Annotated in this window: 17 protein-coding genes and 1 pseudogene; 14 read left to right on the top strand and 4 right to left on the bottom strand. The window is 69.6% G+C overall.

Annotation, left to right across the window (positions count from 1 at the left end):
* Positions 1–2,518: pseudogene (locus tag ACWCXB_RS35275) on the top strand (hypothetical protein); the annotation flags it as partial.
* Between the two features lie 7 nt (positions 2,519–2,525).
* Positions 2,526–2,936 (top strand): barstar family protein, encoded by a 411-nt coding sequence (locus tag ACWCXB_RS35270; protein WP_450728377.1) that lies wholly within the window; start codon positions 2,526–2,528, stop codon positions 2,934–2,936.
* Between the two features lie 150 nt (positions 2,937–3,086).
* Here ACWCXB_RS35270 and ACWCXB_RS35265 read toward each other — a convergent pair whose 3' ends face one another.
* Entirely contained in the window at positions 3,087–4,580 is a 1,494-nt protein-coding gene (locus ACWCXB_RS35265) for a long-chain-fatty-acid--CoA ligase (protein WP_450728375.1), read from the bottom strand.
* Between the two features lie 25 nt (positions 4,581–4,605).
* Entirely contained in the window at positions 4,606–5,721 is a 1,116-nt protein-coding gene (locus ACWCXB_RS35260; protein WP_450728373.1) for a TauD/TfdA family dioxygenase, read from the bottom strand.
* Between the two features lie 188 nt (positions 5,722–5,909).
* Between ACWCXB_RS35260 and ACWCXB_RS35255 the strand changes: the two genes are divergently transcribed.
* The 12 genes from ACWCXB_RS35255 (at position 5,910) to ACWCXB_RS35200 (ending at position 19,324) form a co-directional block, all read left to right on the top strand.
* Positions 5,910–6,935, top strand: a complete 1,026-nt coding sequence (locus ACWCXB_RS35255; RefSeq protein ID WP_450728371.1) for an AraC family transcriptional regulator — start codon at positions 5,910–5,912, stop codon at positions 6,933–6,935.
* Between the two features lie 423 nt (positions 6,936–7,358).
* Positions 7,359–8,417: a 3-keto-5-aminohexanoate cleavage protein gene (locus tag ACWCXB_RS35250; RefSeq protein WP_450728369.1), complete on the top strand. Its 1,059-nt coding sequence runs from the start codon at positions 7,359–7,361 to the stop codon at positions 8,415–8,417.
* A 70-nt stretch (positions 8,418–8,487) separates the two neighbouring features.
* Complete coding sequence (locus ACWCXB_RS35245; RefSeq protein WP_450728367.1) at positions 8,488–9,462, top strand: quinone oxidoreductase family protein; 975 nt, start codon at positions 8,488–8,490, stop codon at positions 9,460–9,462.
* 50 nt (positions 9,463–9,512) lie between these two features.
* Complete coding sequence (locus ACWCXB_RS35240) at positions 9,513–10,430, top strand: TauD/TfdA dioxygenase family protein (protein ID WP_450728365.1); 918 nt, start codon at positions 9,513–9,515, stop codon at positions 10,428–10,430.
* Positions 10,431–10,534: 104 nt separating this feature from the next.
* The gene (locus ACWCXB_RS35235) at positions 10,535–11,836 is read left to right on the top strand and encodes an MFS transporter (protein WP_450728363.1); all 1,302 of its coding nucleotides are present in this window, start codon (positions 10,535–10,537) and stop codon (positions 11,834–11,836) included.
* Entirely contained in the window at positions 11,833–12,441 is a 609-nt protein-coding gene (locus ACWCXB_RS35230; protein WP_450728361.1) for an RBBP9/YdeN family alpha/beta hydrolase, read from the top strand. Before ACWCXB_RS35235 ends, ACWCXB_RS35230 begins: the two co-directional genes overlap by 4 nt.
* Positions 12,442–12,494: 53 nt before the next feature.
* Positions 12,495–14,489, top strand: coding sequence for an acetoacetate--CoA ligase (locus ACWCXB_RS35225; RefSeq protein WP_450728359.1), 1,995 nt, complete (start codon positions 12,495–12,497; stop codon positions 14,487–14,489).
* Positions 14,490–14,631: 142 nt separating this feature from the next.
* The gene (locus tag ACWCXB_RS35220; RefSeq protein WP_450728357.1) at positions 14,632–15,165 is read left to right on the top strand and encodes a hypothetical protein; all 534 of its coding nucleotides are present in this window, start codon (positions 14,632–14,634) and stop codon (positions 15,163–15,165) included.
* A gap of 43 nt (positions 15,166–15,208) precedes the next feature.
* Positions 15,209–16,222, top strand: a complete 1,014-nt coding sequence (locus ACWCXB_RS35215) for a hypothetical protein (RefSeq protein ID WP_450728355.1) — start codon at positions 15,209–15,211, stop codon at positions 16,220–16,222.
* A 20-nt stretch (positions 16,223–16,242) separates the two neighbouring features.
* Positions 16,243–17,577, top strand: a complete 1,335-nt coding sequence (locus tag ACWCXB_RS35210; RefSeq protein ID WP_450728353.1) for a Dyp-type peroxidase — start codon at positions 16,243–16,245, stop codon at positions 17,575–17,577.
* 68 nt (positions 17,578–17,645) lie between these two features.
* Positions 17,646–18,530 carry a bile acid:sodium symporter family protein gene (locus tag ACWCXB_RS35205; RefSeq protein WP_450728351.1) on the top strand — a complete coding sequence of 295 codons (885 nt, stop codon included), beginning with the start codon at positions 17,646–17,648 and terminating at the stop codon, positions 18,528–18,530.
* Between the two features lie 530 nt (positions 18,531–19,060).
* Positions 19,061–19,324, top strand: a complete 264-nt coding sequence (locus ACWCXB_RS35200; protein ID WP_450728349.1) for a hypothetical protein — start codon at positions 19,061–19,063, stop codon at positions 19,322–19,324.
* Positions 19,325–19,366: 42 nt separating this feature from the next.
* On the opposite strand, the gene ACWCXB_RS35195 is transcribed toward ACWCXB_RS35200, so the two are convergent.
* Together ACWCXB_RS35195 and ACWCXB_RS35190 are read right to left on the bottom strand one after the other, a co-directional pair.
* Positions 19,367–21,028 (bottom strand): IS1182 family transposase, encoded by a 1,662-nt coding sequence (locus ACWCXB_RS35195; protein ID WP_450728347.1) that lies wholly within the window; start codon positions 21,026–21,028, stop codon positions 19,367–19,369.
* Positions 21,029–21,136: 108 nt separating this feature from the next.
* Positions 21,137–21,281, bottom strand: a 145-nt coding sequence (locus ACWCXB_RS35190; protein WP_450728379.1) for a zinc ribbon domain-containing protein, incomplete at its 5' end; no start/stop codon positions are given.

Genomic DNA, 21,281 nt, shown 5'->3' with positions numbered 1-21,281 from the left:
CGCGTCGGGGGCGCGGAAGGCCGCGACTGCCGCGGAGCAGGCCGGCATAGCCGCGGACAACGCCGCCAAGGCGGCCGGTGCCGCGGCCAGTGCCGGCGCCCACGCGGCGGCTGCGGCAGCGGCAGCGGCGGAGGCGGGTCGCTGGTCCGGCCAGGCCGGTGGCAAGGCTGCGGAGGCGCAGGCAGCGGCAGCGCGGGCACAGCGGCAGGCCGACCAGGCCACGCGCGCGGCCAACGCCGCCCAGACCAACGCCAACCAGGCGGCCACGGCCGCGCGCCAGTCGCGCAAGGCAGCCAATGACGCGGCTGCCCACGCCGAGGCAGCGGCCACGGCGGCCGACAAGGCAGCGGACGAGGCGGGCAAGGCGGTGGACGCCGCCAAGGAGTCGACGGCAGCCGCCAACGCCGCCACGCAGGCGGCCAACAATGCGCAGACGGCGGCCGAACAGGCCAGGACCGTGGCCGACCTGGCCCGCAAGGCCGACGCCGAGCGGCTGGCCGAGCAGGAGTTCGAGAACACCCTCGCGGCCGAGGAGGCCAAGAAGGCGGACGATGCGCGCGTCCTCGCCGGCCGGCGGGAGGCCGGGCGGATTCAGCAGCTGAACACCGACACGCAGAAGCTGTGGCAGGAGGCCGCCGCTGCGACCGATGTGAAGGTCGCGGCTGCCAAGGGCCGGCAGGTCGCCCTGAACCTGCTGGCCTCCGGGGATTCCTGGATACGCACGTCCGCCGAGATCACCCTGGTGGGTACCGATGCGGACGTGGTCGAGTTCGTACGCACCGGGCTGACGGTTGCCCTGGAGCAGGACGACCGCGCCGGTGTGGCGCACATCGCCGCCACCACGGACAAGCCGGCGCAGCAGCAGGTCGCCTTGGCCGTGCTGGACAAGCCGGTCGACCAGGTACGGGAGTTCCTGCGCACCCGCGCCTATCCGGGCAAGGAGGACGACGACCGCGTCGCCGTGGCCAAGGTCATGGCAGCGGGCGGGCCGGGCGTGAAGGCCGCCGGCAGCAAGGCCCTGGACGGCACCGCCGCCGACCTGCACCAGTTCCTGGACGTCGGTCAGCACAAGGCCCGAGAGGACGACGACCGAGTAGCCGTCGCCCAGGTCCTGGCCAACGGCGGCCCCGAGGTGCAGGCTGCGGCCCGGGCGGCGCTCGCGGGTCCGGGGTCCGGGCTGCGCTCGTTCCTGGAGATCGGCCTGTACAAGGCGCAGCAGCGTGACGCCAACGCAGCCGCTCACATCGCAGAGATCGACGTTCTGCTCGCGGCGGCCGCCCGGTCGGCGGCGACCGCCCAGAAGGACGCCGCAGAGGCCCAGCGCGTCGCGGCGGAGGCCCGTAAGAACGCCACGGACGCGGTCAAGTGGGCCGACAAGGCCAAGAAGTCCGCCGCGGAGGCTTCCAAGTACGCCCAGCAGGCCGATAAGTCGGCCGACCAGGCGGCTGCTTCGGCAGACCGCGCGGCAGAGTCGGCCAAGAAGGCGCAGAACGCCGCCGCGGCGGCCCGTAACGACGCTCAGGCGGCGAAACGCTCCGCGGAAGCGGCCCAGCACTCCGCGAGCCGGGCGTCAGGTTATGCCTCGCAGGCCAGCACCGCTGCCTACCAGGCCGGCCTTTCGGCGCAGGCCGCGGGCAAGGACGCCACTGCGGCAGCCAAGGCCTCGTCCGAGGCGTTGAAGATCGCGGCCGACAAATTGGTCGCGGAGCTGAAAGCGCAGGTGGAGAAGGAGCTCCGCGAAGCCAGCAAGCCGATGTCGGACAAGGAGCTTCACAAGGTTCTCGAGAAGCGACTGGTCGAGTACCGGTCGGCTCTCCTGGCGGACGGCGGCCTGAAGCCGGGCGAGGTGCTCCTGGTCTGCGGCTCCGACGGCGCCGGTGGAATGGGCTGCATCACCAGCACTTACCTCGATCGCCTGATCGCCTGGTACGTCGGGGCGGAGGAGATCGAAGAGTGCCTCCAGACGAAGAAGCCGTCCTGTCTCTCCGGTCTTGCCCTCCACGCCCTCAAGATCAAGGCGCTGAAGAAGCACAGGCCGTCGTGCCCCAAGGCGGGTTCGCGGTCTGTGGCACGTGCCATGACGGCCGGATTCCGGACGAGGCCGGCCGAGAGCGTCGCCTCGGGTGTTCGGGTGGCCGACGCCGGTATGCGTCCGATGGCCACCATGGCCTCCGGGTCCCCCAGCACGCCCCCCTGCGTTCCGTGGATCTCTCCCGGTTCGCTTCCGGCCGCCGAAGAGCGTGCTCTCAACGACGCATTGGCCCACCTCGACGCGGGTACCGTGCCTACCGGCCCCACTGCGACCAAGTGGGGCACCAAATTCAAGAACTGGGCCAACGACCTTCCCGGCGCCCAGGGCGATCAGTCGCCGTATCGCGAGTACCGAGTTGCGCCCCCGCAAGGAACCGGCGGCCCGGGACCGCTTCGGGTCGTGAAGAACATCCAGACCGGAGAGGTCTATTACACTTGGACCCACTACGGGGATTCCGGTCCGCCGGCGTTTGTGAGGATCCGGTGATGGCGCGATGAAACTTGAGCCGGGCCTGACTTTCATTCGAGCGCAGGACGCTGACGAGGTGGTGCGGGCCGCGGCATCGGAGAACTGTCCGCTGTATGAGTTCTCCACGGAAGGCCTTTGGGGAACGAAGGCATTCTTCGACGCCGTTCGCAGCACGCTTCCACTCGACCCGCCCATCGTGGGGTCAAGGAGCTGGGATGCCCTCTCCGACTCGCTCTGGGAGGGTATCCATGCGAAGAACTGCGGTCGCGTGGCCGTTCTCTGGCGGGACGCGACAGCATTCTCCGAGAACAGTCCGGACGATTTCCGGATCGCTGTCGACGTCTTGGCGGAGGTGGCCGAAACACTCTCGGACGAAGCTCTGACGGTGGGGCGGCCGACGGAGGTCTGCGTTTACGTCGGCAGGCACGGCGAATGAGTTCGGCGGGCGGTTGTCAGAAACTGGCAGCCGCCCGTCCGGCGTTCCTGTCGGGGCTCGCACTCGGCGCCCCCGAGGACACGGCGGAGTACGCGTCGAGCCGGCGGATCGCCTCCGCGAACGGAGGCGTCCGCCGGTGTGCGGCCCTCGTCAGGAGGGGGTGACCACGATCTCGCGCTTGAGGATCTTCCCCGTGGGGCCCTTGGGGAGTTCGGCGGTGAAGGTGACGATCCGCGGGTACTTGTACGCCGCCACTCGCTCCTTGACGTGGTCGCGGATCTCTTCGGCCGTCGCATCGGCGCCGCTGCGGAGGGCGATCACCGCCGCGATCTCCTCGCCGTGCACCTCGTGCGGCACGCCGACGACCGCGGCCTCGGCGACGGCGGGGTGCTCGTACAGGACTTCCTCGATCTCCCGCGGGTACACGTTGTAGCCGCCGCGGATGATCAGGTCCTTCTTGCGGTCGACGATGAAGTAGAACCCCTCCTCGTCGACGCGGGCCAGGTCGCCGCTGTGGAACCATTCGTCGCGTACCGCCTCCGCGGTCGCCTCGGGGCGGTTGAAGTACCCCTTCATCACGTTCTCGCCGCGGATCGCGATCTCGCCGACCTCGCCCGGGCATGCCTCGCAGCCGTCCTCGGCGACGAGCTTCATCTCGACCCCCCGGATCGGCATCCCGATGGAGCCGGCCTTGCGCGGGCGGTCCGGGTGGTTGAAGGAGGCCACGGGTGACGTCTCGGAGAGGCCGTAGCCCTCCAGCACGGTGGCGCTGAAGCGCCGTTCGAATCCGTGCAGCACCTCGACGGGGATCGCGGCGCCGCCCGAGACGGCCACGCGCAGCCGGGAGGCATCGAAGCCGTCGGGGAGCTCGGCGTGGAGCAGCGCCGAGTACATCGTCGGGACACCGAGGAAGATGGTGACCCCGTCACGGTGCATGATCTCCAGCGCGCGCTGCGGATCGAACCGCGGCAGCAGCGTCAGCGTCGCCCCCGCGGCCACGGCCGTGTTGAGCGCACAGGTCTGCCCGAACGCGTGGAACAGCGGCAGGCCGCCGAACAGGACGTCCTCGGGGCCGACGTGCAACAGCGTCTCGGCGGTGGTGGCCGTGTTCGAGACCAGATTGCGGTGCGTCAGCTCGGCTCCTTTGGGCGTGCCGGTGGTGCCCGAGGTGTAGAGGATCAGCGCGGGGTCGTCGTCGTCCCGGTCGACGGTGCCGGACAGCGGTTCGGCGGCCGTCAGCAGGTCGTGAAACGCCGAGGGTTCCGTCACCAGGCACTCGGCCCCGACCTCGGCGGCGGCCTTCGCGACCTCCTCCTCGAACAGCGGGAACGTCACTGCGACGCGGGCCCCGCAGTCGCGCAGGACGTAGGCCACTTCACGGGCCTTGAGCAGGGGGTTCATCGGCACGACCACGCCCCCGGCCCGGAGGATCCCGTAGTAGACGACGGGGAACATCGGCACGTTGGGCATGGTCATGGCGACGCGGTCGCCCGGCTCCAGACCACCTTCCTGCAGCACCGCGGCGAACCTGGCACTCGCGTCGTCCAGTTCGGCGTACGTCAGGGTGGTGTCGTCGTGGCGCACGGCGACCTGATCGCGGCGGGACGCCGCGGAGTTCACCAGGAACGCGGCGAGGTTGGTCATGTCGGCAGTCTCCATTCTGTTCGGCTCAGCCGTCGGCACGGTGCGGGCGACGGTCGCGGCGTCCGACGCCGGGGCGGGTGGTGCGCAGGCTCCGGGGCCGGATGACGTCGCGCGGGGTGATCCCGCGGCGTATCTCCATGGGGCGTGGACCGTGGTCGGCTGCACCCGGCGGATCGGTGTCCAGGTGGTGCCGGGACAGCCACAGTCGCAGCAGGTGGCGCCCCCGTTCGGGTTCGTCGAAGTCCTCGAACTCCGAGCGGGCGTGCATGACGACGTGGTTGTCGACCAGCAGCAGGTCTCCGGCTTCGAGGCGGAGGTCGAGCCGGAGACGGGGCGAGCCGGCCAGGGCGTCGAGAAGGTCGTACAGCTCCGTGTCCGCCGGTCCCGGCCGGGGTACGCCGGCGAGGCTCCGCGCTGCCTCCAGTCGGCCGCGGTCGTAGCGCATGCTCAGTGCCGCGCCGTACCTGGTCGCGAGCGGGGCGGCCAGGTACGGGCGCTCGCCGGGCGCATGCTCGTCACGCCGGTCGAAGAAGTGGGTTCGGTACAGGCGCTCCACGAGGTCCGGTCGGAGGTCCGCCACCGCGTTGTGGAGGGCGGCTGAGCTGACGAGGGACGTGCCTCCGCCGGAGCGGGCCGGCCGGAGGCAGAGCAGGCCGAGCAGATCCGACTCGTCGGTGTGGAACGGCACCCTCGTCCGCGTCCGGTAGCCGGGAACCGCGGAGCCGGCCGCCGTACCTCCGGTGTCCCGGACGTGGCAGAGCGTGTGGCCGTCTGCGTCCTGGGGGACGGGCCGGCCCAGGTACTGGCCGATGCCACGGAGGACGGCGCCGGCGTCCGCCTCGCTGAGCTCACCGACCGGGATGCCCTTGATCAGGACGAATCCCCGTCCGGATGCCAGCTCCTCGGCGATGCCCGCCAGCGCACCGGCGAGCGTGGGGAGCGGGAAGTCCGCGGCGGTCATCCTCAGGAGGGTGGCACCGCGCCTGCGCGCTGTCCGAAGCGCCGTCCTCAGCTCACCGTGCTGCTGGGCCGGGAGTCGAAGGACCCACTCGTCGCGGTCCGCGAGATCCGGGCCGTGCCAGAGGGCCGGACCCGTGAAAGGCTCGCAGGCTCCGTCCCCGATCTCCGTAATGTCGGCCATGTTCGCCTCCGTGTCATGCCGAGCCGCCCCGGGCGCTGCTGGAACCGGCATCCGCCCCGGGCATGCCGGGTCGCCGAGCGCCATTCGCCGGGGCCGCGTTGAGGGGATGCTAGGTTGCGCGCACCCCGAATGCTTGACGTGACGGGACGAGAAACTTAACTTCTGGGGACCAAGCGTCTGGAGTCCCCATGAGGCCCCTTGTCCGTACCGCAGCCCTGAGCGGCTATGTCGAGCTGAGCCGCTCTTTGGGCGTCGACCCGCACGCGCTCATGAAGCGCGTGGGTCTGGACACCGCGGACCTCGCCGTCCAGGACCGGTGGATCTCCGGCCCGGGCGCCGTCCGGCTCCTGGAACTCTCCGCGGCCGCTTCGCACCACGACGACTTCGGCCTGCGCATGGCCGAGCTGCGCCGCTTCTCCAATCTCGGCCCCATCAGCCTGGTCGTCCGGGAGGAGCCCGACGTACGCAGTGCGCTGGGACTGCTGCTCCGCCACGAGCACATGTACAACGAGCTTCTGCACGCGCGCCTGTCCGAGCGGAACGGCCTGGCCACCATCAAGGTGGACCTCCGGCTCGGCGAGACGGCGCCGCCGGCCCGGCAGGCCACGGAACTGGCCGTGGGCGCCTTCACCCGCATTCTGCGAGGTTTCCTCGACCCGCGGTGGCAACCGGTCTCGGTGTGGTTCGCCCACAGCGCTCCGGCGGACTCCGCCAGGCACCGCCGCCTCTTCGGTCCCGGGCTGGAGTTCGACCGCGAGTTCAACGGCATCGTCTTCTACGCCGACGACCTGGCCGCGCCCAACGCCATGGCGGACCCGCAGCTGCGGAACTACGCCCGGCAGTACTTCGACACCATCGCCGTTCCCCGGGACACCTCGGTGGCGGACCGGGTGCGCGAGCTCATCGAGGCCCTGCTGTCCACCGGCCGATGCTCGATCGAGCAGGTCGCCCGCAGCCTCGGCGTCGACCGGCGCACCGTCCACCGTCACCTGGCCCGTTCGGGAGAGACGTTCTCGTCGCTGCTCAACGCCACACGGATGCGGCTCGCGGAGCAGTTCGTGGCCAATCCCCGCCGCTCGCTGACGGAGATCTCCGATGTCCTGGGCTTCTCGTCACTGAGCGCGTTCTCCCGGTGGTTCCGCGAGCAGTTCGGGTGCAGCCCGAGGGAGTGGCGCAAGGAGCAGGGCCGCCAGCAGGACCCCTGCCGGGACTGACACTGACGGCAGCAGAACCCTGGCCGGGGCTGACACCCACCGCTGCAGGACCCCGGCCGGGACTGACACCCACGGAACCAGGACCCGGCCTGGGCTGCGCCCACGGCAGCACGACGCACGGGCGGCGCCACGGCCGCCGGTCACGACTGTCCCCAAATGACAAGTCTCCCGTCACCAGGGGTCAAGCAACCGTGTTCAACCGGTCCTACCTTGGCTGCACCGCTCAAGGCGGTCGGCTGCCGGAGGGGAGCCGGGCCGTTCCCCCGCAGCACGCTCCCCTCCGGACCAGCCGATCGCAGCCGGGCACGTGCGCCCGACGTTCCCCCTGATCCGCCCGCGCCAGTCCCTGCCGTCCAAAGGCTCTGACACCGCAGGTGCCGACGGTCACGGTCGGTGATCATCCGTACGCAAAGGAGTAGGACCGTGCATTTCCACGACGACTCGCTCTTCCCCGAGAACCAGGAGAAGCTGGTCATCCAAGCCGCCCCGTACGGGCCGGAGTGGCTGCCCGGCGACGCCGATGACCTGCCCCTGACCATGGACGAGCACGTGCAGGCGGCCGTCGACTGCTACAACGCCGGTGCCACGGTGCTCCACATCCACGTGCGCGAGCTCGACGGCAAGGGCTCCAAGCGGATGTCCATGTTCAACGAGCTGCTGGGCCGGCTGCGCGAGGCCGTGCCGGACATGGTTCTGCAGATCGGCGGATCGATCTCCTTCGCCCCCGAGGGCGAGGGGGGCGACGCCAAGTGGCTCGCCTACGACACCCGCCACCTGCTGGCCGACCTCACCCCGGCGCCGGACCAGGTGACCATCGCGATCAACACCAGCCAGATGAACATCGTCGAGATCATGACCGACGACGACCTGGAGGGCACCTCGATCGCGAAGCCGGACTACTACCGGGCCTACCGGGACATGGTCGTCGAGGCCGGCCCCGAGTTCTACCTCGAGCACCTCAAGCGGCTGCACGCGAACGGCATCCAGCCGCACTTCCAGCTCGCCACCCTCGCCCAGCTCGAGACCGTCGAGCGGCTCATCCGCGCCGGCATCTACACCGGCCCCCTGATCCTCAACTACGTCGCGATCGGCGGCGGTTTCGCCGGGCGGCACCCCGCCGACCTGATCGAGTTCATCCGCCGTGTTCCGGACGGCGCAACCCTCACCATCGAGAGCTCCATGCGCGCTGTGGCGCCGATGAACGCGATCGCCATCGCCCTCGGCGTGCACGTCCGGGTGGGCAACGAGGACAACCTGTGGCGGCGCAAGGGCGAGCGGATGTCCTCCGTCCAGCAGGTCGAGCAGATGGTCCAGATCGCGAACGCCCTCGGACGCGACATCGCGACCGGCGCGGAAGCCAAGGAGATCTACAAGATCGGCGAGTACTACGCCGATGCCGACGAGACCCTCGACCGTCTCGGCATGGTCCCGAACCGCCGGCCCGGGCAGCGCGGCTTCATGCTGCGCGACCTCAAGAGCTGACCCGGTCCCGCGCACCGTACACAAGCCCCCACACACAAGCCCCCCACACACGAGCAATCGGAGCAACCCTGTGGCCCACGCCGTCCGCTTCTACGAAACCGGTGGCCCCGACGTCCTGACATGGGAAAAGGTCACCGTCGGGGACCCCGGACCGGGCGAAGTGCGCATCCGGCACGTCGCCGTCGGCCTCAACTTCGCCGACACGTACTTCCGTACCGGTCTCTACCCGGTCCGGCTGCCCGACGGAATCGGCGTCGAGGCCTCCGGCGTGGTCGAGGCCGTCGGCGAGGGCGTCACCCACGTCGCCGAAGGCGATCGAGTGACCTACACCGGCAGCCCGCTGGGGGCCTACAGCACGGAGCGGGTCATGCCCGCCTCGCACCTGATCAAGCTCCCGGACGAGATCAGCTGCGAGACCGCGGCCGCGATGACCATGCGCGGCCTCACCTCGGCGTACCTGCTGCGGCGGATCCACCCGCTGCAGGCAGGTGACACCGTGCTGCTCCACGCGGCGGCGGGCGGCGTCGGCCTGATCGTCTCGCAGTGGGCCAAGCTGCTCGGCATCACCGTGATCGGAACGGTCTCCAGCGAGGAGAAGGCGGAGCTCGCACGCGCACACGGCTGCGAGCACATCATCTACTACCGGCGCGAGGACGTGGCCGAGCGGGTGCGCGAGCTGACCGACGGCGCCGGGGTACCGGTCGTCTTCGACAGCGTCGGCAAGGACACCTTCGCCGGCTCGCTGGCCTCGCTGAAGCGCCGCGGCCTGCTGGTCTGCTTCGGCACGGCCTCGGGTCCGGTGCCACCGATCGATGCGATGCAACTCGCCGTGAACGGCTCGCTGTTCGTGACCCGTCCGGCGCTGGCCGACTACATCGCCGAACCGGCGGAGCGGGACGCCCTGGCCGGCGAACTGTTCGGCCACGTCGCTTCCGGACGCATCAAGATCGAGATCAACCAGCGCTACTCCCTCGAGGACGCCGCACAGGCACATCGCGATCTGGAAGCCGGACGGACCACGGGATCCTCCGTCTTCGCCCTCTGAGGACAGTCCTCCGAGGACACCCCGCCACACCTCACCCAGGAGTGAGCACCATGCCCAAAACCCTCCGACCGAAGGAACACACTCCGGCCCTGGTGCGCCCGGACGTGCTCCGCACCTCCCTCGACGTCGAGCCGCTGACCTGCACCATCGGCGCCGAGATCTCGGGCGTGAGCCTCGCCGACGCCGCTCGTGACGACGATCTCTTCACCGAGATCAAGAGCCTGCTGTTGCAGTACAAGGTCCTGTTCCTGCGCGACCAGGACATCACGCGCGCAGACCACGTCGCCTTCGCCGAGCGCTTCGGTCCGCTGGAGGATCACCCGGTGGCCGGCAGTGACCCGGACCACCCGGGCCTGGTCCGTATCTACAAGGACCTGGACAGCGCCCCCGAGCACTACGAGAACGCGCTCCACACCGACGGCACCTGGCGCGCGAACCCGTCGATGGGAGCCGTACTCCGCTGCGTCGAGTCGCCCCCCGTGGGCGGCGACACGATCTGGGTCAACATGGCCGAGGCCTACCGCCGCCTCCCGGAGCACATCAAGACGCAGATCCAGGACATGCGCGCCCGGCACAGCATCGAGGCGACCTTCGGCGCGGTCATGCCCGAGGAGCAGCGTCACGCGCTCAAGACCCGGTTCCCGGACGCGGAGCACCCGGTGGTGCGCACCCACCCGGAGACCGGCGAGAAGATCCTCTTCGTCAACGCCTTCGCGACGCACTTCGTCAACTACCACACGCCCGCGAACGTCCGCTTCGGCCAGGACTACGCGCCGGGCGCGAGCCACCTGCTGAACTACCTGATCAGCCAGGCCGCGGTCCCCGAGTACCAGGTGCGCTTCCGCTGGCGCAAGAACAGCGTGGCCATCTGGGACAACCGCTCCACCCAGCACTACGCCGTCCAGGACTACTGGCCCGCCGTCCGCAAGATGGAGCGCGCCGGGATCGTCGGCGACAGACCCTTCTGACCCTTCCTTTTCCGTCAACAGCAGTTGAGGTGATGACAATGGGGTTTCTCACCACTGCGGAGCCCGCTCCGGGAAGAACCGGCTCCGGTTCCTCGGAATGGCCCGTGTCCCGGCGCTACGCCTGGGTGGTCTTTGCACTGAGTTTCGGACTCCTGCTCTCGGACTACATGTCCCGGCAGGTGCTCAACGCCGTCTTCCCGATGCTGAAGGCGGACTGGCTGCTCTCGGACGCCCAACTGGGCTCCCTCAGCGGCATCGTGGCACTGATGGTCGGTCTGCTCACCTTCCCCCTCTCGCTGCTGGCCGATCGATGGGGCAGGGTGAAGTCCCTGGTCATCGCGGCGACTTTGTGGAGCCTGGCGACCCTGGGCTGCGCGGTGGCTGCGAGCTACGGCCAGATGTTCGTGGGCCGGCTCTTCGTCGGCATCGGTGAGGCCGCGTACGGCAGCGTCGGCATCGCCGTGGTCCTCAGCGTCTTCCCGCGCGCCCTGCGGGCGACGCTCTCCGGCGCCTTCATCGCCGGCGGGGCCTTCGGCTCGGTCCTGGGCATATCCATCGGCGGCGCCGTGGCCCAGGCGTACGGCTGGCGCTGGGCGTTCGGCGTGATGGGCGTCTTCGGCCTGGTCCTCGCCGGCGTCTACGCGATCGTGGTCACCGAGAAGCGGCTGGCTCCCGGATCGGACCCCGCCCCGGGCAAGGCCGACACCGAGACGCGGGGCCAGCTCCGAGCGCTCCTCCCGAAGCTGTTCTCGTCCGTCTCGGTGATCAGTGCCTACGTCGGCAGCGGTCTGCAGCTGTTCATCGCGGGCGCGCTCATCGCCTGGCTGCCCAGCTACTTCAACCGCTACTACGACATGCCGACCGCGAAGGCCGGCGCGACCGCGGGCCTCTTCGCCCTGCTCATCGGCGTCGGCATGATCGGCGGCGGAATCGCCTCGGACCGGATCAGCCGGCGCGCCCCGATCCGCAAGTGGGCGGTCGCCATCGGCTGCAGCGTGGGCTCCCTCGTGCTGCTGATGACCGCGTTCCGCCTGCCGGCCGGCCCGGCGCAGCTGCTGGTGCTGGCGCTGGGAACCCTGCTGTGCGCAGGAACGGCCGGGCCGGGAGCCGCCATGGTGGCGAACCTGACCCCCGCGGCCATCGCCGCGACGGCGTTCGCCACGCTCACGCTGGCCCAGAGCCTGCTCGGACTGGCCCCCGGTCCCGCGGTCACGGGGATGCTCGCGGACCGGTTCGGTCTGCTCGGCGCGCTCCAGCTCGTCCCGCTCGTGGCGATCGCGGCCACCGCGGCCTTCCTGATCGGCCGCCGCCGGTACGACCACGACCTCCGCCGTCTCACCGCACCCGCCGCACCCGCCGCACCCGCCGAGACGGCGGAGCCCAAGGAACCGGAGCCGTCTTCATGACAGGGACCACAGAGCCGACGATCGTGATCGTTCCCGGCATGCGGGACCACGTCGAGGACCACTGGCAGACCGTTCTGGCCGAGCGGCTCGGCGATGCGGGCCGCACCGTTCGCACCGTTCCCCCGCTGGTGCGCAACCGGCTCAGCCGCGACGCCCACGTCGCCAACGTGGTCGAGGTGATGGCGCAGATCACCGGGCCGGTTCTCATCGTCGCCCACAGCGCGGGCGTCATGACCACGGTGCAATGGGCCCAGTGGCACGACGCGGACGTCCGGGGCGCCCTGCTGGCCGCACCCCCGGACTTCGAGACACCACTGCCGGACGGCTACCCCACCTCCGACGAGCTGGCGACGCACGGCTGGACACCGGTGCCCCGGAAGCCGCTGCCCTTCCCCAGCATCGTCGCGGCCAGTTCGAACGATCCGCTCGGATCCCCGGAGCGCGTCGCCGAACTCGCCCGGGACTGGGGGAGCCGCCTGGTGGAACTCGGCCCCGTCGGACACCTCAACCCCGCCTCCGGACACGGTCCGTGGCCCCAGGCCGAGGAACTCGTCGAGGCGCTCGAACACGGCTGGTGCGGTACGGCACCACGGCCGGCCTCGTAGGCCCGTAGGGCCCGTAGCACTCCCGCCCACCGCGCTGCCCCGGAAAGGCAACGATGAACACTGACACCGACCTGTTGTGGTCGCCCGGTCGCCGCGAGCTCGAGGACTCCAACGTCGCGGTCTTCATGGAATGGCTGGAAGAGGTCCGGGGGCTGTGCTTCACCGACTACGCCGAGCTGTGGCGGTGGAGCTCCACCGACCTGCCCGGATTCTGGTCGGCGGTGTGGGAGTTCTACGGGCTCGACGCCGTCACCGCCTACGACGAGGTACTGGGCGACGCATCGATGCCCGGAGCCTCCTGGTTCCCGGGCGCCCGGCTGAACTTCGCCGAGCGGTGCTTCGCCCAGTCCACCGACGCGCGTCCCGCGCTGGTCGCCGTGGCGGAGGGCGGCACGCCCGTCGACATCTCGTGGGAGCAGCTGCGCCGCGAGGTCGCGGACGTCGCGGCGGCCCTGCGGCGGATGGGGGTGGGGCCCGGTGACTGCGTCGCCGGATATCTGACCAACATCCCGCAGGCGGTGGTGGCCCTGCTGGCCACCGCCGCCGTCGGCGCCGTGTGGACGGCCTGCTCGCCGGACTTCGGCACCCCCAGCGTGCTCGCCAGGCTGGGGCAGGCGCGGCCCACGGTCCTCGTGGCGGCGGACGGGTACCACTACGGGGGCAAGGAGTACGACCGGCGCCCCGCAGTCGCCGAACTCCTGGACGGACTGCCCACCGTCCGTCATCTCCTCGCGGTGGACCATCTGTTCCCGGCGGCGGCCGAAGCGTGGTCCACCCGGCCGGACGTCGAGCAGAGCGTCTGGTCCGCGCTGCCGGCGGCCGGTGAGGCGCTCGTCTTCGCCGACGTGCCTTTCGACCATCCGTTGTGGATCCTGTGGTCGTCCGGGACCACAGGGGTTCCCAAGGGGATCGTGCAGGGCCACGGAGGCATCGTGGTGGAACTCCTCAAGGCGCTCGGTCTCGGCGCCGACCTGCGCCCCGAGGACCGGTACCTGTTCATCACCTCCACGAGCTGGATGGTCTGGAACTTCCTCGTCGGCGGCCTGCTGCACGGCAGCACGATCGTCCTCTACGACGGCAGCCCCACCTTCCCCGACGTCGGCGGCGCCTGGCGCGTCGCCGAACAGACGCGGGCGACCGTGGTCGGGGTCGGTGCGGCCTACCTCGCGGCCGTGGAGAAGTCGGACTCACATCCCGCCGTCGAGTTCGATCTCCGTCCACTGCGCTCCATCCTCCAGACCGGGTCCGCCATGGCGCCGAGCACCTGGCGCTGGGTCCACGACCGGCTCGCCCCCGGCGTCTGGCTGCAGTCCATCTGCGGCGGCACCGACATCTGCTCCGTGCTGGCCGGCGGCTCCGCACTGCTGCCGGTGCGGGTGGGCCGGATCCAGTGCCCCGCACTCGGCGTCGCCCTGGCCGCATGGGACGACTCGGGTCAGCCGTTGACCGGCACGCAGGGCGAGTTGGTGGTGACCGCCCCGCTCCCGTCCATGCCCCTGCACTTCGTCGACGACCCCGACGGTGAGCGCTACCGCGCCAGTTACTTCGACACCTACCCGGGGGTGTGGCGGCACGGTGACTGGGTCACCGTCGATCCGGACCTGTCGGTGGTCGTTTCCGGCCGCTCGGACTCCACGCTCAATCGCATGGGGGTGCGGATGGGCTCCGCCGACATCTACGCCGTGGTGGAGCAACTCCCGGAGGTCGCCGACAGCCTCGTCGTCGGCGTCGAGCAGGAGGACGGCGGGTACTTCATGCCGCTGTTCGTCGTGACCAGCGGGGGCACGGCGCTCGACGACGGACTGCGGGAACGGATCACCACGGCCATCAAGCGCCGGCTGTCCCCGCGCCATGTGCCCGATGTGATCCTGCCGGTTCCCGCCGTGCCGCGCACGCTGACCGGCAAGAAGCTCGAGGTTCCCGTCAAGCGCGTCCTGCAGGGTGCACGGGTCGCCGACGTCAGCAGCGAGGGTGCCGTCACCCACTTCGAGATGCTTCGCTGGTTCGCCGGCTTCGCGGCACGCAGGGCCGAGGACGTGGGGGCGTGAAACACGACCGGATGGTCACGCACGCCACCGTGCTCCGCCTGGGCTCGGGATCACAACGGTGCTGCTCACGAGGCGGACGGAGTGGCTGCGTGGGACGATGAGAGCGATTGTTCCCGGCCAGTAGGTGGCGAGAGGAGCAGAGATGGAGATCAAGCCGCAGGCGGCCGTCATCCCCAAGGAGACCGACCATCTCGAGCAGGGGAAGTACGGCCCCGTCTTTCCGAAGACACCGGCGTGCTACGGGTTCACCATCGTCGCGAAGGTCAAGCAGGGCCGGGCCGGGGCGATGCGTGAGTACGGCAACACCCTGGCCAAGGCGCTGGAGCGGGATCCGTATCTTCTGGCACCGCTCAAGCTGCACTACCTGCGCTGGGTACTCTTCGACGACGACACTCGGTTCATGTATCAGGGGATCTTCGACACCGATTTCGACAAATACACCGAGGACGCCGTCGCTCTTTTCAGCAAGGCGGGGGTGAGCACGGCTTTCGAGAATCTCGAAGGGTTCCCCGAGGACTGGAAGACCAACCCCGAGGCGTTCGCCAGGTTTGTGCGTCAACATCACTGCCCGAGCTTCATCGAGTACGGGGAATATCCGTTCGTCACTGCCGACGAGATCAAGAAGGCTCTGCGGATCAAGAGCGCCCTGTCGGAGATGCTCGACCAACTGCAGTGAGAGCGGGATGTCGCAACTCGTCCCGCTGTGGATCGGAGCTGAGATGAGCGAGGTCCAGACCGCACGCACGTACAACCAGAACCACGTCCCTCGCGAGTACACCCCTGGCCGGCGACGGGTGAGCATCTACGTCTCGTGGAGCTATCCGGCAGAGGCGGGCAGGAACCCGGCCGAGCTGGACAACCGGTTCTCCACCATGACCGAGGTCCGGCGGGTGGCCTGGCCTGCCTACGAGGACCCGAAGTGGTCCGATCCGTTGCAGTTCCAGCAGGGCATCTCTGGAGCACTGGAGTTGTTCTTCTGGGCCTGGGTGCCGTTCCAGCAGTTCGTCGAGGAGACCACCGGACATCCTGTCCCCGTATACCAACGCATCGACCAGGCCGGTTTCCGTACCCCGATCGACGAGCGGGTACTGGCGGACACGGACACCTTGTTCGTGTTCGGTCTGGATCACATGATCACGGGACAAGAGGCCGCACCTGGGGAGGTCGAGGCACTGCGGGCTTTCCTCGGGCGGGAGGATGCCCGTCTGGTCCTGGGACCTCACCACGACGTGGGGGCATCGGACGATCTGACGGTGCGGGACGTGGAGTACCGCCATCACGGCGATCCTCTGGTCCCCCGCCAGCAGCGGTTCGCGGGCTCCGTCCGGGGCTTGATGCAGGGCCTCGGGGTACCCGTCGAGAACCGTTACGGACTGCGTCCCGCCGTACAAGAGCCGAAACGGATCGCCCCGTTCTCCGCGGTCAGGGATCTGGACGCGAAAGGGTGGCTGGACGGGGTGACGAACTTCAACTTCCACCAGCACCTCCCGCATTACGCCGTGACGAGCGACGAGCCGGATGTCATTCATCTGCTGGCCCGGCAGCCGATCGACACCTCCAGGCCGCATCCGTTCGTCGAGGCCGGCAACACCGAGTTCAACATGTTCCTGTGGATGCCCCCGCGCGGTGAGCGGGCCGGCGATGTGCTGCTGGCGGACTCCACGATTTTCAGTTCGTTGTTCGGCGGCGACGAGAGCCTGCGGAATTTCTGGCGGAATCTCGTCACGAAGTAGCGACGCGAGGAGGCGAGACCGTGAGCGTGGACAGGCGAGCCGAACTCGAGCTCGACGACATTCAGCGCGGGGTTCTCAGCCCTCGCCCGACCCCCTACCGCGCGACCTATCTGGTGTTCCGTGTCGACGACCGGGCCCATGGTCGGGAGCTGATGCGGCGCGCGAGCGCGGTGGTGACTCCTGCCGCCGAATCGGCCAGTCCCCTGGGGGAGACGTGGGTGAGTGTCGCGGTCACCTTTCACGGGCTGAAGGCTCTGGGTGTGCCGCGCGCATCGCTGGACACGTTCGCCTGGGAGTTCCGGCAGGGGATGGCGGCCCGGGCCAAGGCACTGGGTGATATCGGCGAGAGCGGCCCCGAGCACTGGGAAGCGCCACTGGGCACGTCGGATGTCCATGTGGTGTTCGCGGCGCTCGCGCCTGACGCCACGCGGTTGGAGGCGGCCCTCGATCGGGCCCGCCCCGCCTACGACCAGCTCTCCGGGGTGACCGCGATCTGGCGGCAGGACTGCTACGCGCTGCCCACCGAGACCGAGCACTTCGGCTACCGCGACGGCGTCAGCCATCCGGCCGTCGAGGGAAGTGGCATCCCCGGGTCGAACCAGCTGGAGGTGCCGTTGAAGGCGGGCGAGTTCGTGCTCGGCTACCGGGACGAGATCGGCGGCATACAGACCCCTCAGCCGGAGGTCCTCGGACGCAACGGCAGCTACGCGGTCTTCCGCAAACTTCACCAGCGGGTCGCCGCGTTCCGGCGCTATCTGCAGGACAACGCCACCGGCCCCGAGGACGAAGAGCTGCTGGCAGCCAAGATCATGGGGCGCTGGCGCAGCGGTGCACCGCTGGCGCTCAGTCCGCAACACGACGACCCCGCTCTGGGCGCCGACCCGCACCGCCGCAACACCTTCATGTACGAGCGGGACGATCCGGCGGGGTTCACCACGCCCAGCGGCTGCCACATCCGGCGGGCCAATCCCCGAGACGCGTCGGTGGCGGGCGAAGCGCGACTGCACCGCATGATCAGGCGCGGCGCCGTCTACGGTCCGCCACTGCCCGAAGGAATGCTGGAGGACGACGGGGCCGACCGCGGCCTGATGTTCGCGTTCATCGGAGCCCACCTCGGGCGGCAGTTCGAGTTCGTTCAGTCCCAGTGGATGAACGACGGCGTCTTCTTCGGCGGAGGCAGCGCCAGAGATCCCGTCACCGGATCCCACGACGGCGTCACCGGCTTCACCATTCCCCGGCGGCCGGTGCGACGGCGCCTGCCTCCACTTCCGCGGTTCGTCGTCACCCGCGGCGGCGAGTACTGCTTCCTGCCGGGCCTGAGCGCCTTGCGCCGGCTCGGCGATCTCCAGGACTGAGAGTGCGGTAACACGCGAAGCGCCGTGGCACCGCCCGAGGCGCTCCGCCGCCCGAGGGGACTTGCCTCATGGAAACCCTGCGCCTGCTGTTCAACGCCATCACGGTGATCTTCATTGCGGCCACCATGTTCTCCGCCGGCCTGGGCGCCACCGTCGCGGCGCTGCGGAGCATCTTCACCGATGTTCCGCTGCTGGTGCTGGCCCTGCTCGCCAACATGGTGGTCATCCCGCTGCTCGGCTGGGGCATCGGTGCCCTGTTCGGCCTGCCCACCGCGGCGTTCATCGCGCTCGTCCTGATCGCCTCCTCCCCGGGCGGCCCCTTCGGGGCGAAGCTGGCCATGGTGCAGAACGGCGACGTCGTCGCGGGCGCGGCCATGCAGGCGCTGCTCGCCACCGTCGGCAGCCTCACCTTCGCCCCGACCGTCAACGGCATCCTCACCGCCGCCGAGGTCGGCAACGGCGTCTCCCTCGATGTGGGGGCGCTGGTGCAGACCGTGGCACTCCTGCAGCTCGTTCCGTTCGCCATCGGCCTGCTGCTGCGCCGCTACGCGGCACCGACGGCACAGGCGTGGCGCCCCACCGCGGCCGCGGTCTCGAACGTGACGTTCCTGATCGTGCTGGTGGGCATGCTGGTAGGCAGCTGGCGTGACATCGTCGCGCTGCTCGGCTCACTCACCCTCCTGGCCGGGTTCGTCCTCTCAGCCGCCGCCTTCGCCATCGGCACACTGCTGGCCACGGGCCCGCCGGTGCGCCGCACCTCCATGGGAGGCGTCGCCGCAGTGCGCAACGCGGGGCCCGCCCTGGCCGCGATCGGCATCGCCTTCGCCAACCAGCCCGCCGTCCTGGGCGCGTTCGCCGCAGCCCTGCTGAGCGGCCTGGTGGCAGCCCTCCCGATCGCTACGGTGCTCAGCAGGCGACGAAGCGGCCCCACGGAAAGCGGTGAGACGCGCTGACCAAGGCAGGCGATCCGCAGCCGCTCGGGCATTTCGATCACGCTTGTGCAAGCGCCTGCTCGGTCCAGATGGTCTTGCCGTGTGGCCGAGTCGCGGGTCCCCCAGGCCTGGGCCAGTTGGACGACGAACAGCCCGCGCCCGCCTTCATCGGTGGTGCGGGCGTGCCGCAGGTGCGGTGCCGTAGTCGGTACGCCCACCCCGGCACCCGCGGCCGAGGGGCTGCGACGCAGAGGCGCCGCGGCCTGACGACCGAGGATCCGTAGTCGGTGGTGCGGAGGGCGAGGACGGTCAGGACGGACGTCGGTAGCTCCGCCCACGAGGCATCGCCACGGCGTACGCCCGCAAGCGCGGCAAGACCTCGCAGGTCGTCGGAATGTTCCCACCTACTGACATACCGGGGCATGACATAGCTCACGACGGCATAGTTCGAGATTCAACTACTTCGGGAGTAGTGTCGCCAGTGCCTGATCCAAGGCACCCGACCCCGGCCTGTTTGTGCAGGTCACGGGGCAAGCAAGGAGGAAAGGTCCATGGGATACAAGATTGCGCGTCGGGCTGCCGTCGTGGTCGCCTCTGCGGCGGTTGCCGCAGCCGGACTTCTCGCCACTCGAGGCTCCGCCTCGGCGGCGACCCTCACGACCGGCGACCGGACTGCCGCCGTTTCCCACGCCGTGCGGTCCGCCGTCACCCACAACGGGGATGAGTACTCGGTACGGGACGACGACATTCGTCGCCGCTGGGTACTCGACCAGGTCGACTGGGCCCGGAACCACGGTGACTCCTCCCCCGCGTGAACGACTCCGTTGGGAAATGCCCAGAACGGTCGCGTCGTGGGGTCATGCCGCGAGGGTGAGGCGGTTTAGATGGCTGACGCGCGTGGTGCCGAGTGGGGTGCCGTTGAGCCAGGCGTCGACGCGGATGATGTTGAGGGCAGCGGCGGAGAACACGGTGGCGAGGTGAGTTCTGACCTGGCCTCGGTAGGGAGTGCGCCGCAGACGGGTGCGGCGGACGGCCTGGGAGATGGTGCCCTCCACGCCTGCTCGTGTGTCGTAGCGTTCTTTCCACGCGTCGGTGTGCTGCTCCGCGCGTCGTTGTTCCAGGATTTGCTGCTGATCCTGGGGCAGCAGGGTCAGGCTGCGGCCCCATTTGCCGTTGGCCGCCTTGGTGCACCGGGACCGCAGTGGGCACGGGTCGCAGTCGGTGAGCGCGAAGTGCACCCGGACGAGTGGGGTGCCGCTGGCTTTGCGCTGTTGGGACCAGCTGACGCTGACCGCTCCTTGGGGGCAGACGACCTTCTTGGCTTCCCAGTTGGTGGTGAAGGCGGCCTGGGTCAGGTCTGGGGTCTGCGGGTCGCGCCCAGCGTGGTGGGTGTCCAGCCCGACGGGGCCGATGAGGTCGATGTCGTGGTCCTCGCGGGCGGTCAGGATGTGGGCGGCCGTGATGTATCCGCAGTCCACCATGTGCTCGGCCGGTTTCAGGCCCCGTGCCGCCATCCGCTGGTGGATTGTCGCGGTGACCTCGGTGTCGTTGACGGTGGCGTTCGTGGTCTCCACGTTCGTGATCAGATGAGGTGCGTCCGGCTCGCAGGTCTCACTCAGGTGGACCTTGTATCCGCACCAGCCCGATCCGCGTTTGATGCCGTAGTGGGCGTCGGTGTCATAGGGCGAGGACAGCCGGTCTCTGGCTGGCGGGAGGTCCTTGCCCTCCCGCCAGCGCACCCCCTTCCCGTCCCGGTGGTACTGCTCTGCCCAGGCCCGGCGCAGGATCCGCATTGCTGGCATCTCACGCAGCCAGGCCCGAGCGGCTGCGTCATCGACGGCGTCCAGGAGGTGAAACCCGTCCCGGCCGACTTGTTCGGCCCATTCCCGGCGGACGTTCTCCCCCTTGGGGAACCGGTAGTTGTCGACCTTTGCTCCGTAGCGTTCCACCCACCCGGAGTTGATCAACGGCGTCAGCCAGTCCGGGGCGGCAGCGGCCAGCGCCTCCAGCGCCGCCCGCAGTGTCTCGCCGACGAACTCCATTCGGTTCAGCGTGCGTACTGCGGCCAGCACGTGAGTGGAGTCGGTGCGCTGCCTGCCGCCGGCCCTCAGCAGCGCGGCGTCCGAGAGCCGGGCCAGCATCGCCTCCAGGACCCGCTCTTCCAACCCATGCGCGATCAGACGCGAGCGGAAGTCTCCCAGGACGGTGAAGTCGAATCCCGGATCATCCAGCTCCAGCCCCAGCAAAAACTTCCAGTCCATTCTGGCCCGCACCTGATCAGCGGCCTGGCGGTCGGACAGTCCTTCTGCGTACTGCAACACCGACACCAAAGCCAGAGCTCCCGGAGAGATCGCGGGCCGGCCCCGGTCAGGGAAGGCTGCGGCGAAGTCCTCGTCCGTGAACAGCGCACCGAGGACTTCCCTGATCCGGATGGCCAAGGTCCCCCTCGGGAACGAGGCTCGTACCACCCGAGCCGTCAGCTCCGGCACCCCGTCATCCGACCGCGACTCCAGCGACATCCCGCTCTCCCCGTCCCGCCAACGACCATAGCCACCGACAAGACCAACGACACAGCACTGCTCGAATCACGACTTTCCCAACGGAGTCGTGAACGCGGGGGCTTCTCGCTATGCCGGTTGGGCGTCGCGACGGGCCAGCCCGGCCCGTAGAACGTTCAGGGCGCCCACCGTGTCCGCGTGTGCCTGGTGGCCGCACGCGGTGCAGTGGAACTTCTCCTGGGTGGGCCGGTTCTCCTTGGCGGTGTGCCCGCAT

The sequence above is a fragment of the Streptomyces sp. NPDC001514 genome (genome assembly GCF_053597075.1).
Note: the sequence above shows the minus strand (reverse complement) of the source record. Positions and strands in the feature narration are given on the sequence as shown.

What these genes read in the sequence shown, in the direction of transcription:
- ACWCXB_RS35270 (WP_450728377.1), top strand. Translation starts at nt 2,526, where the DNA reads ATGAAACTTGAGCCGGGCCTGACTTTCATTCGAGCGCAGGACGCTGAC.
- ACWCXB_RS35265 (WP_450728375.1), bottom strand. Translation starts at nt 4,580, where the DNA reads ATGACCAACCTCGCCGCGTTCCTGGTGAACTCCGCGGCGTCCCGCCGC.
- ACWCXB_RS35260 (WP_450728373.1), bottom strand. Translation starts at nt 5,721, where the DNA reads ATGGCCGACATTACGGAGATCGGGGACGGAGCCTGCGAGCCTTTCACG.
- ACWCXB_RS35255 (WP_450728371.1), top strand. Translation starts at nt 5,910, where the DNA reads ATGAGGCCCCTTGTCCGTACCGCAGCCCTGAGCGGCTATGTCGAGCTG.
- ACWCXB_RS35240 (WP_450728365.1), top strand. Translation starts at nt 9,513, where the DNA reads ATGCCCAAAACCCTCCGACCGAAGGAACACACTCCGGCCCTGGTGCGC.
- ACWCXB_RS35230 (WP_450728361.1), top strand. Translation starts at nt 11,833, where the DNA reads ATGACAGGGACCACAGAGCCGACGATCGTGATCGTTCCCGGCATGCGG.
- ACWCXB_RS35225 (WP_450728359.1), top strand. Translation starts at nt 12,495, where the DNA reads ATGAACACTGACACCGACCTGTTGTGGTCGCCCGGTCGCCGCGAGCTC.
- ACWCXB_RS35220 (WP_450728357.1), top strand. Translation starts at nt 14,632, where the DNA reads ATGGAGATCAAGCCGCAGGCGGCCGTCATCCCCAAGGAGACCGACCAT.
- ACWCXB_RS35215 (WP_450728355.1), top strand. Translation starts at nt 15,209, where the DNA reads ATGAGCGAGGTCCAGACCGCACGCACGTACAACCAGAACCACGTCCCT.
- ACWCXB_RS35205 (WP_450728351.1), top strand. Translation starts at nt 17,646, where the DNA reads ATGGAAACCCTGCGCCTGCTGTTCAACGCCATCACGGTGATCTTCATT.
- ACWCXB_RS35200 (WP_450728349.1), top strand. Translation starts at nt 19,061, where the DNA reads ATGGGATACAAGATTGCGCGTCGGGCTGCCGTCGTGGTCGCCTCTGCG.
- ACWCXB_RS35195 (WP_450728347.1), bottom strand. Translation starts at nt 21,028, where the DNA reads ATGTCGCTGGAGTCGCGGTCGGATGACGGGGTGCCGGAGCTGACGGCT.